Annotated in this window: 9 protein-coding genes; 6 read left to right on the top strand and 3 right to left on the bottom strand. The window is 68.2% G+C overall.

Annotated elements, in window-relative coordinates:
* The 3 genes from Q0M60_RS05555 to coxB all read right to left on the bottom strand — a co-directional run.
* A partial coding sequence (locus tag Q0M60_RS05555) for a heme o synthase (RefSeq protein ID WP_296817010.1) occupies positions 1-704 on the bottom strand: 704 nt, incomplete at its 3' end.
* A 90-nt stretch (positions 705-794) separates the two neighbouring features.
* Positions 795-2,483 (bottom strand): cytochrome c oxidase subunit I, encoded by a 1,689-nt coding sequence (ctaD, locus tag Q0M60_RS05550; protein WP_296817008.1) that lies wholly within the window; start codon positions 2,481-2,483, stop codon positions 795-797.
* A 20-nt stretch (positions 2,484-2,503) separates the two neighbouring features.
* On the bottom strand, positions 2,504-3,496 hold the full coding sequence (coxB, locus tag Q0M60_RS05545; protein WP_296817006.1) for a cytochrome c oxidase subunit II: 993 nt from the start codon (positions 3,494-3,496) through the stop codon (positions 2,504-2,506).
* 229 nt (positions 3,497-3,725) lie between these two features.
* Between coxB and Q0M60_RS05540 the strand changes: the two genes are divergently transcribed.
* The 6 genes from Q0M60_RS05540 to Q0M60_RS05515 all read left to right on the top strand — a co-directional run.
* On the top strand, positions 3,726-4,070 hold the full coding sequence (locus tag Q0M60_RS05540; RefSeq protein ID WP_296817005.1) for a PadR family transcriptional regulator: 345 nt from the start codon (positions 3,726-3,728) through the stop codon (positions 4,068-4,070).
* A complete protein-coding gene (locus tag Q0M60_RS05535; protein WP_296817002.1) occupies positions 4,067-4,648 on the top strand; it encodes a DUF1700 domain-containing protein in 582 nt (193 codons plus the stop codon). The genes Q0M60_RS05540 and Q0M60_RS05535 overlap by 4 nt, the downstream gene beginning before the upstream one ends.
* Positions 4,648-5,403: a DUF2807 domain-containing protein gene (locus Q0M60_RS05530; RefSeq protein ID WP_296816999.1), complete on the top strand. Its 756-nt coding sequence runs from the start codon at positions 4,648-4,650 to the stop codon at positions 5,401-5,403. Before Q0M60_RS05535 ends, Q0M60_RS05530 begins: the two co-directional genes overlap by 1 nt.
* A 36-nt stretch (positions 5,404-5,439) precedes the next feature.
* Positions 5,440-6,870, top strand: coding sequence for a metalloprotease TldD (gene tldD, locus Q0M60_RS05525; RefSeq protein WP_296816997.1), 1,431 nt, complete (start codon positions 5,440-5,442; stop codon positions 6,868-6,870).
* Between the two features lie 124 nt (positions 6,871-6,994).
* Complete coding sequence (locus tag Q0M60_RS05520; protein ID WP_296816994.1) at positions 6,995-9,034, top strand: TonB-dependent receptor; 2,040 nt, start codon at positions 6,995-6,997, stop codon at positions 9,032-9,034.
* A gap of 43 nt (positions 9,035-9,077) precedes the next feature.
* On the top strand, positions 9,078-9,867 hold a 790-nt coding region (locus Q0M60_RS05515), incomplete at its 3' end, for a fatty acid desaturase family protein (RefSeq protein WP_296816992.1).

Genomic DNA, 9,867 nt, shown 5'->3' with positions numbered 1-9,867 from the left:
AAGGCCGGCAGCATCGCGACCGGCACGAGGACGATCGAATAGACCAGGATCTGCAGCCGGGTCGACTTGGCGCCCCGGGCCACGGGCATCATGGGGATGCCCGCCTTGGCGTAGTCGCCGGCCGAATAGAGCGCCAGCGCCCAGGAGTGCGGCGGCGTCCACAGGAAAATGATCAGGAACAGCAGCCAGGCCTGCCAGGGCGCCTCGCCCGTCGCCGCGGCCCAGCCGATCACCGGCGGAAAGGCGCCCGCGGCCCCGCCGATCACGATGTTCTGGGGCGTGCGCCGCTTGAGCACCAGGGTGTAAAGCCCGGCGTAGTAGACGATGGTCAGGGCCAGCAGCCCGCCTGCCATCCAGTTCACCCCGAGACCCAGCAGGGTCACCGAGACGAACGACAGGATGACGCCATAGGCCAGGGCGTCCCCGCGCGGCACGCGCCCGGCCGCGACCGGGCGGCCCCGCGTGCGCCGCATCAGGGCGTCGGTCTGGCCCTCGAGCGCCATGTTGAGCGCGCCGGCCGCGCCGGCCCCGAGCGCAATGCACAGGACCGAGATGGCGGCCACGAGCGGGTTCATCTCGCCCGGCGCGCACACCAGCCCGGTCAGCGCCGTGAACACCACGAGCGACATCACCCGCGGCTTCAGGAGCTGGATGTAGTCCTGCGGCTCGGCGGCCGGGCGCGGGACAGGAGCGGCTTCGGACATGGCTCTCAATGGACGGCGGGGACGGCGGGCTTTCGCCCCCGTCCCCTCCCCCTTCAGGTTTCCGGTCGGCGGGACAGGCCCGCCGGCCCGCTAGTGATGGTCGTCGTGCTTGATCACCGGCGGGGTGTTGAACTGGTGGAACGGCGGCGGCGAAGGCAGGGTCCACTCCAACGTCGTGGCGCCTTCGCCCCAGGGGTTGGCCTCGCACGGACGGCGGCGGATCATCGCCTCGATCAGCATGATCAGGAAGACGCCGACGCCGACCAGGGTGATGACGTAGCCGATCGACGAGACCTGGTTCCAGAGCGTGTAGGCCTCCGGATAGTCCACGTAGCGGCGCGGCATGCCCTGCAGGCCGAGGAAGTGCTGCGGGAAGAACACCAGGTTCACCCCGATGAACATGATCCAGAAGTGCAGCGCCCCGAGGAACTCGTTGTACTTGATGCCGAACATCTTGCCGAACCAGTAGTAGAAGCCGGCGAAGATGGCGAACACGGCGCCCAGGCTAAGCACGTAGTGGAAGTGGGCCACGACGTAGTAGGTGTCGTGCAGGCTGTAGTCGATGCCGGCATTGGCCAGGACCACGCCCGTCACGCCGCCGACGGTGAACAGGAAGATGAAGCCCATCGCCCACAGCATCGGCGTCTTGAAGTCGATGGACCCGCCCCACATGGTCGCGATCCAGCTGAAGATCTTCACGCCTGTGGGCACGGCGATGATCATGGTCGCGGCCACGAAATAGGCGCGCAGGTTCACGTTCATGCCGACCGTGTACATGTGGTGCGCCCACACGACGAAGCCGATGAAGCCGATGGCGACCATGGCGTAGGCCATGGCGAGATAGCCGAACACGGGCTTGCGGCTGAAGGTCGAGACGATGTGCGAGATCATGCCGAAGCCGGGCAGGATCAGGATGTACACCTCGGGGTGACCGAAGAACCAGAACAGGTGCTGGAACATCACCGGGTCACCGCCGCCCGATGGGTTGAAGAAGGTGGTGCCGAAGTTCCGGTCGGTCAGCAGCATGGTGATGGCGCCGGCCAGGACGGGCAGCGACAGCAGCAGCAGGAAGACGGTGACGAGGATCGACCACACGAACAGCGGCATGCGGTGCAGCGTCATGCCCGGCGCGCGCATGTTGAAGATGGTGGTGATGAAGTTGATCGCGCCGAGGATCGACGAGGCGCCGGCCACGTGCAGCGAGAAGATGGCTAGGTCCATCGCCGGGCCGGAGTGGCCCGTGGTCGACAGCGGCGGATAGATGGTCCAGCCGCCGCCGAAGCCGTGGCCAGGTCCGCCGTCCACGAACATCGAGGTGACCAGCAGCACCCAGGCGACCACCAGCAGCCAGAACGAGATGTTGTTCATGCGCGGGAAGGCCATGTCGGGCGCGCCGATCATGATCGGCACGAACCAGTTGCCGAAGCCGCCGATCATCGCCGGCATGACCATGAAGAAGATCATCACCAGCGCGTGGCCGGTGACGACCACGTTGTAGGCGTGCTTGGCGCGGCTCTCGTCGGCCAGGTCGAACAGGCCGAGCTGGGCCAGCGGGCTGCCCGGCGTGAAGATCTGCAGACCTGGCTCGAACAGCTCCCAGCGGATCAGGCCGGACATCAGGCCGCCCACGATCCCGGCCATGATGGCGAAGATCAGATAGAGCGTTCCGATGTCCTTGTGGTTGGTGGACAGGAACCAGCGGGTCCAGAAGCCCGGCTTGTGATCATGGTCGTGATGGCCGTGATCGGCGTGGGCGTTGGCGGTTTCGGCGGTGGCCATGGGGCTCTTGCCTCGAGGTCTTACTGGGCCGCCGGCGCGGCGGGCGCGGCCGGGGCGGTGGGGAGTCCGGGTTGGGCTTCTTCGTCCGTGCCGACGACGGGCTCGGTCGTTTCGGCCTCAGTCGTTTCGGCGGCGGCGCTGGCGGCCGCGCTCGCGGCGGCTTCAGCGGCGGCGGCCTCGGCGGCCTGATCGGCGGCGAAGGTCATCGAGCCGCCGCGGCCGGCGACCCAGGCTTCGAACTCAGCCTGGGTGACCACGTTGATCTGCAGCGGCATGTAGGCGTGGTTGATGCCGCACAGCTCCGAGCACTGGCCGTAGAAGACCCCGGTGCGCTCGGCGCGGAACCACGTCTCGTTGACACGGCCCGGCACGGCGTCGACCTTCAGGCCAAAGGCCGGCAGGCCCACCGCGTGGATGACGTCCGCGCCGGTGACGATCAGGCGGACGGTCTGGCCGACGGGCACGACCATCGGCTCATCGGCCGCGAGCAGATAGGGCACGCCCTGGCTGCGGGCCTCGTCCTCGGGCAGCAGGTTCGAGATGTACTCGGCGACACCGTAGTCGGGGTACTCGTAGCCCCAGTTCCACTGATAGCCGGTGACCTTCACCGTGACGTCCGGGTCCGGCATGTCGGCGTACCGGAACAGCAGGCCGAACGAGAAAATCGAGATGAACATCAGGACGAGCACGGGCACGACCGTCCAGATGACCTCGACGAGCGTGTTGTGGCTCCAGGTCGCCGGGGTCGGGTTCGCGCGCTTGTTGTAGCGGACGATCACCCACAGCAGCAGGCCCAGCACCAGCAGGGTGATGACCGTGATGATCGGCAGCAGGATCGCGTCGTGGAAGAAGTGCGCCTCGTGCTTAAGGGGCGAAAAGGCCTCCTGCAGGCCCACGCCGCCTGGCGTCGGCTGACCCACGGCGGCCGCGGCCGATCCGGCCGTCAGCATCGCTCCGGCGAGTGCGGCGAGGCCGAAGGCCCGCTTGCGCATCCCCATTCCCAAAATCCTCATGTCGTGCGGCCCGGATGTCCCCCCTCGCCCGAACGGCGCGCGGCCGGACGGCCAAGGCCGGGGCGTTGGCTTAGTGGGCGGTGACATATCGGGTCGCCTCGCGCTTGCCAAGCACAAGGACGGACACAGACCGCACGAGCGTTCCACGGGGCAAACGCAGCATATTGACAGCTACCTTGCGATAACAGATATTGGGCTAAGACAGGCACGCGGCCGCATGGAGACCGGAATGCCAGAAGCCATAGAAATACAGCTGAAAAAGGGGGTGCTGGGCCTGTGCGTCCTGGCCCTGCTCTCGGCGGACGACAACTACGCCTACGAAATCGCCAGCCGCCTCGCCAACGATATCGGCATGGGCGAAGGCACCATCTATCCCCTCATGCGCCGCATGCAGGCCGAGGGCCTGGTCGAGACCTACCTCGTCGAGTCGCCGTCGGGACCGTCGCGGAAATACTATAGGCTGACCGACGCCGGCCGCCGGGCCTATGAGTCGCAGAAGGCCGAGTGGACGCAGTTCGCCACCGCCGTGGACGCCATCATCAACGCCCCCGCCCCTCAAGGAGACAGCGCATGACCCGCGCCGAGTTCCTCACCCGACTGCGTCGGGGACTGAAAGGCCTTCCGCCCGAGACGATCGACGAGATCGTCTCCGATCACGAGGCCCATTTCGTCGAAGCCGCCGCCGCCGGCCGTGACGACGCCGAGATCGCCCAGGCGCTGGGAAATCCCGAGCGCCTCGCCCGCGAGGTCCGCGCCGAGGCCGGCCTCGCCCGATGGGAGGCCGAGAAGACGCCTTCAAACGCGGTCGCCGCCCTAGTCGCACTGCTCGGCCTGGGCGCCATCGACATCCTGTTCCTGCTGCCGCTGCTCGTCGGGGTGATCAGCGCGCTGTTCGCCGTCTTCGGCGCGGCCATCGCGGTCTTCTTCGCCGGCGGGGTCGTCTTCGTCGCCGGGCCGTTCGCCGAACCTCCGGGTGGTCCGCTCACCGCCATCCTGGCCGGCCTGGGCGTCATGGCGCTGGGCGTGACCATGGGCGCGATCACCTCGGTCCTGTCGGTCTGGCTGTTCAACTTCCTCGTCTGGTTCGGGCGCCTCCACTACCGGCTGCTCAAGCCCGCTCTGCAATCCGCCTCGTCTTCGGGAGAAGTCTGATGGTTCGCACCCTCCTCATCATCGCCGGCGCCGGTTTCGTTCTGATGCTGGCCTGTTTCGCCGGAGCCGCGGCGCTCGGCGGTCCCGACCTGATGCGCAACGGCTGGAACTGGACGGTCCTGTCCGACGGCCACGGCGGCGAGCGGCTCGAGCCGACCGGCCCGGACGTGACACGCCAGATGGAATGGACAGGCGGCGACCATCTGGTCGTGGCCATCCCCGCCGACGTCACCTTCGTCCAGGGCGACGCCGTGGCGGTGGAGATCAGCGGGCCGCAGAACTCGGTCGATCGCATCACCCTCGTCGACGGCCGACTCGACTTCGAGCCCGGCTACAGCCCGCGCGGTCATATGGGCTTCGTCGGACGCAGCCCTCGCATCCAGGTGCGCATCACCGCACCTGACGTCTCGCGCTTCGCCATCGAGGGCTCGGGCGACCTGGACCTCCAGGCGCTCGACCTGGATGCGCTCGAGATCAGTGTCCGAGGCTCGGGCGACGTCACCGCCGCCGGCCGCGGCGACCAGCTGACGCTCGGCATCCGCGGGTCCGGCGAGGCCTATCTCAACGACCTGTCGGTGCGCGCGGCCACCGTCGAGATCAGCGGCTCGGGCGAGGCGGAGCTGTCGCCGACCGAGTCGGCCGACATCACCATCAACGGCTCGGGCGATGTCGATCTGCTCCAGCGGCCGGCGGACCTGAACACCCGGATCAATGGCTCGGGCGACATCACGGTCATGGGCGAGGAAGCCTCCTGAGGTGACGCGGCGGGCGCCAGCCCCTAACTAGGGGCCATGACCCTTCCCGTTTCGCCTCCGCCCATCCTGGAAACCGCCGGCGTCGAGCCGGAACGCGCGCTCGGCGTGCTGCAGGACGCCCTGTCCGGCGCCGACGACGGCGAGCTCTTCCTGGAACGCTCCGAATCCGAATCGCTGCTGTTCGACGATGGTCGCCTGAAGTCGGCCGCCTATGACGCGACCGAGGGGTTCGGCCTGCGCGTCGTCTCCGGCGAGACCGCCGGCTACGCCCACTCCAACGAAATCTCCGAGGCCGCCATCCGGCGCGCCGCCGACGCGGCGGCCCTGGCCAAACAGGGCCGCTCGACCCGCGCGGCCGAGTCTCCCGCCGCCACCAACCAGCGGCTCTATGGCGAGGACGACCCGCTGGCCTCGCCGGCCTTCTCCGACAAGATCGCCCTCCTGCAGGAGATCGACGCCTACGCCCGCGCCCGTGACCCGCGCGTGGTCCAGGTTTCGGCCTCCATCGCCGGCGAGCGCCGCGCCATCGAGATCCTGCGCGGCGACGGCCAGCGCCTGCGCGACGTGCGGCCCCTGGTCCGGGTGAACGTGTCGGTCACCGTCGAGCGCGACGGCAAGCGCGAGAGCGCATCGGCCGGCGCCGGCGGCCGTGCGGGCTTCGAGACCTGGATCGCGCCGGACCGCTGGCAGGGCCAGATCGACGAGGCGCTGCGCCAGGCGCTGGTCAACCTCGACGCCATCCCCTGCCCCGCCGGCGAGATGGACGTGGTGCTCGGCCCGGGCTGGCCCGGCGTGCTGCTGCACGAGGCGGTCGGCCATGGCTTTGAGGGCGACTTCCACCGCAAGGGCACCTCGGTCTTCTCGGGCAAGATGGGCAAGCGCGTCGCCGCGCCGGGCGTGACCGTCGTCGACGACGGCTCCATCGCAGGACGCCGCGGCTCGCTCAGCTTCGACGACGAGGGCACCCCGACCCAGCGCAACGTCCTTATCGAGGACGGCATCATGGTCGGCATGATGCACGACCGGATGAGCGCCCGTCTGATGGGCCTTGAGGCCACCGGCAACGGGCGGCGGCAGTCCTTCGCCCACATCCCGATGCCGCGCATGACCAACACCTTCATGGAAGGCGGGAAGGACAAGCTCGAGGACATGATCGCCTCGACGAAGCGCGGCCTCTATGCGGTCAACTTCGGCGGCGGCCAGGTGGACATCACCAATGGCAAGTTCGTGTTCCAGTGCACCGAGGCCTATCTGATCGAGGACGGCAAGGTGACCGCTCCGGTGAAGGGTGCCACCCTGATCGGCGACGGCGCGACCGCCATGACCCGCATCAGCATGATCGGCGACGACTTCGCCTTTGATCCCGGCGTCGGCGTGTGCGGCAAGGCGGGCCAGGGCGTTCCGGTCGGCATCGGCCAGCCGTCCCTGAAGATCGGCGGCCTGACGGTAGGCGGCACGGCGGTCTAGAAAACGCCGCCATCATTACAGCCCTGTAACATGTCATTGATTTAATGCACCTTTCCTCCTTGTAACTGGAGGTTACCGCCCCCGGCCGCCACGGTTCTCCCGCACTCAGGGAGTTCCAATAAAAATGCGTCGTTATCTGCTTTGCGCGGTCGCAGCCGCCGCCCTCTTCGCCGCGGGCGCCGTCCAGGCCCAGGAAGTCGCGGCCACCGCCACGGCCTCTGCTCCGTTCGAACGCGCCGACGGCGTGCTTGTCTATTCGCCGGCCTTCTTCGCCGACGCCCGCCCGGCCAATGCGCTCGACATGGTCCAGCGCATCCCAGGCTTCTCGGTCAATCAGAACAACTCCGTGCGCGGATTTTCGGGTGCGGTCGGCAACGTGCTGTTCGACGGATCGCGGCCGGCCTCCAAGGACGAAAGCCTTTCTGGCCTGCTCCAGCGCATCCCGGCAGATCAGGTGGAGCGAATCGAACTGATCCGCGGCGGCGCGCCCGGCGTCGACATGCAGGGCTATTCCACCGTCATCAACGTGGTCCGCCGCCAGACCGACAGCCATCGGGTCACGGCCTATGGCGGCGCCTTCGTCTTCGACGACGGCCGCTACATCCCGCAGTTCGGCATCGAGCTGTCGGGCGCCAGCGGCGAGCGGCAATACTCCCTGGCCCTGAACTCGACCACCTCGCTAAGCGACGGCGTTGGATCGGGCGACCTGCGACGCTACGCGGCCGACGGCGCCCTGCTGTTCGAGGACCGGATCGAGAGTGAGGCCGACGGCTCGGGCCTCAGCCTGCGCGGCCGCTGGCAGCAGCCGCTCTTCGGCGGTGAGGTCGAGGTCAACGGCAGCGCCGGCTACAACGGCTTCAAGTTCGAGCAGAACCAGTACGGCGCCGCCGGCGACCGCTTCCTGACCGACTCGGCCGACCACCGGAACGGGGAGATCGGCCTGCGCTACAGCCGTCCGTTCAGCGAACGGGTCCGGACCGAGGCGCGCTTCATCCAGCGCCTGCGTCAGTCCGAGGGCCAGCAGAGCTTCCTCCTGCCCGGGCTCGACCAGGTCTTCGCCTATGACAACACTTCGGGCGAGACGATCCTGCGTGGCTCCGCCACCTTCCAGCAGAGCGACACCCTGACCTTCGAGGGGGGGGCCGAAGGCGCCTTCAACTTCCTGGACGCCCAGCAGGCTCTCACCATCGGGGGCGCCCCCATCCCGCTTCCCTCCGACAGCGTCCGTGTCGAAGAACTGCGCGGCGAGATCTTCGGCCAGACCACCTGGCGTCCCACCAGCCAACTGACCCTGGAGGGCGGCCTGCGCGTCGAGCGCTCGACCATCAGCCAGTCCGGAGGCGCGGATCTTGAGAACACCTTCACCTTCCTCAAGCCGCGCGGCTCGCTCACCTGGAGCCCGAACGAGAACGACCAGTTCCGATTCCGGATCGAGCGCGAGGTCGGACAGCTGAACTTCGGCGACTTCGCCGCCTCGGCCGAGCTGGCGAACAACGTCGTCTCGGCGGGCAACGCCGACCTGTCGCCCCAGTCGGCCTGGGTCATCGAGGGCGCCTGGGAGCGCCGCTTCTGGGAGGACGGCGTCGTCAGCCTTACGGTCCAGCACCAGATCATCTCGGACGCGATCGACGTGATCCCGGTGACCGACGGCGTCGACATCTTCCCCGCGCCCGGCAACATCGGTGACGGGACCCTGACCTATCTGGCCGCCGAGTGGACCATCCCGCTCGACCGCCTCGGCGTTCCGGGCGGCCAGCTGACCAACTCCCTCACGTGGCGCGACAGCGAGGTCACGGATCCGACCACCGGCGAGGCGCGCGGAATCTCCGGCCTGCGTCCGGAGGAGTTCTTCACCCGCTTCCAGCAGGATATCGACAGCTGGCGGATGAACTGGGGCGTTGAATACCAGCCCTGGGGCGAGGACACGGTCTATCGGATCGACCAGATCTCGCACTTCCGCTTCCGCGACTACGCCTCGGCCTGGGTCGAGTATAAGCCGACCGATCAGTGGACCATCCGGGCCCAGGCCTGGATGCTCGGCAGCTACGACCAGACCCGGTACATCTTCGCGGGCCCGCGCAACACCTCAACGCTCGCGGCCACCGAGATTCGCTCGATGGAGCCGGAATCCCGCATCCAGATCCGCGTGCGCCGCACGTTCTAGACTTCGCTTCACGACGCTGCGGGCATGGGAGTAGATTGCCCCCATGCCCGCGGTTCCGCGCCTCAAGCCGCAAGCCTTCTTCACCCCCGACGAGTGGGCGGGGCTGTCGGCGCGCTCGTCGTGGAAGGGCTTGCTGCTCGTCGCCCACTGCTGGGGTGTGATCCTGCTGGCCGGCGCCGCGGCGGTGGTCTGGCCGGTGCTGATCCCGCTGGCGATCATGATCATCGGCACGCGCCAGCTGGGCCTGGCCATCCTGATGCATGAGGCCGCGCACGCGGGGCTGCATCCGAACCTGAAGCTGAACGACTGGGTCGGTCACTGGCTGTGCGCCGTGCCGGTCGGGGCGAGCCTTCCGGCCTACCGGACCTACCATTTGGCGCACCATAAATACGCCCAGCAGGCCGAGGACCCGGACCTGCCGCTATCGGCCGCCTTTCCGACCACCCGCGCGTCCCTCCGCCGCAAGATCGTCCGCGACCTGACCGGTCAGACCTTCTTCAAGCAGCGCATCGCCCCCTTCTTCGGGCGCGGCGCGGCCGACGAGGACATGCCCGAGGGGGCGCGGGTCACGGCCAAGTCGGCCCTGCCGTTCTTGGCGGTCAACGCCGCCCTGCTCGTCGCGCTCAGCCTGGCGGGCGTCTGGTGGGCGTATCTCGTGCTGTGGCTCCTGCCGATGGCGACCTGGTTTCCGCTGGTCACGCGGCTGAGGAACATCGCCGAGCACGCCTGCGTCGAGAACTCGGCCATCGACCCGCTGCGTCAGGCCCGCACCACCCATGCCAGCTGGTGGGAGCGCGTCTTCATCGCTCCCTACTGGGTCAACTTCCACGCCG

The sequence above is a fragment of the Brevundimonas sp. genome (assembly GCF_024711105.1).
Classification (GTDB): Bacteria; Pseudomonadota; Alphaproteobacteria; order Caulobacterales; family Caulobacteraceae; genus Brevundimonas.
This window is presented reverse-complemented; position numbering and strand designations above follow the sequence as displayed.

Excerpts from the sequence above, each read along its gene's own strand:
- ctaD (WP_296817008.1), bottom strand. The coding sequence starts at position 2,483 with ATGGCCACCGCCGAAACCGCCAACGCCCACGCCGATCACGGCCATCAC.
- coxB (WP_296817006.1), bottom strand. The coding sequence starts at position 3,496 with ATGAGGATTTTGGGAATGGGGATGCGCAAGCGGGCCTTCGGCCTCGCC.
- Q0M60_RS05540 (WP_296817005.1), top strand. The coding sequence starts at position 3,726 with ATGCCAGAAGCCATAGAAATACAGCTGAAAAAGGGGGTGCTGGGCCTG.
- Q0M60_RS05535 (WP_296817002.1), top strand. The coding sequence starts at position 4,067 with ATGACCCGCGCCGAGTTCCTCACCCGACTGCGTCGGGGACTGAAAGGC.
- Q0M60_RS05530 (WP_296816999.1), top strand. The coding sequence starts at position 4,648 with ATGGTTCGCACCCTCCTCATCATCGCCGGCGCCGGTTTCGTTCTGATG.
- tldD (WP_296816997.1), top strand. The coding sequence starts at position 5,440 with ATGACCCTTCCCGTTTCGCCTCCGCCCATCCTGGAAACCGCCGGCGTC.
- Q0M60_RS05520 (WP_296816994.1), top strand. The coding sequence starts at position 6,995 with ATGCGTCGTTATCTGCTTTGCGCGGTCGCAGCCGCCGCCCTCTTCGCC.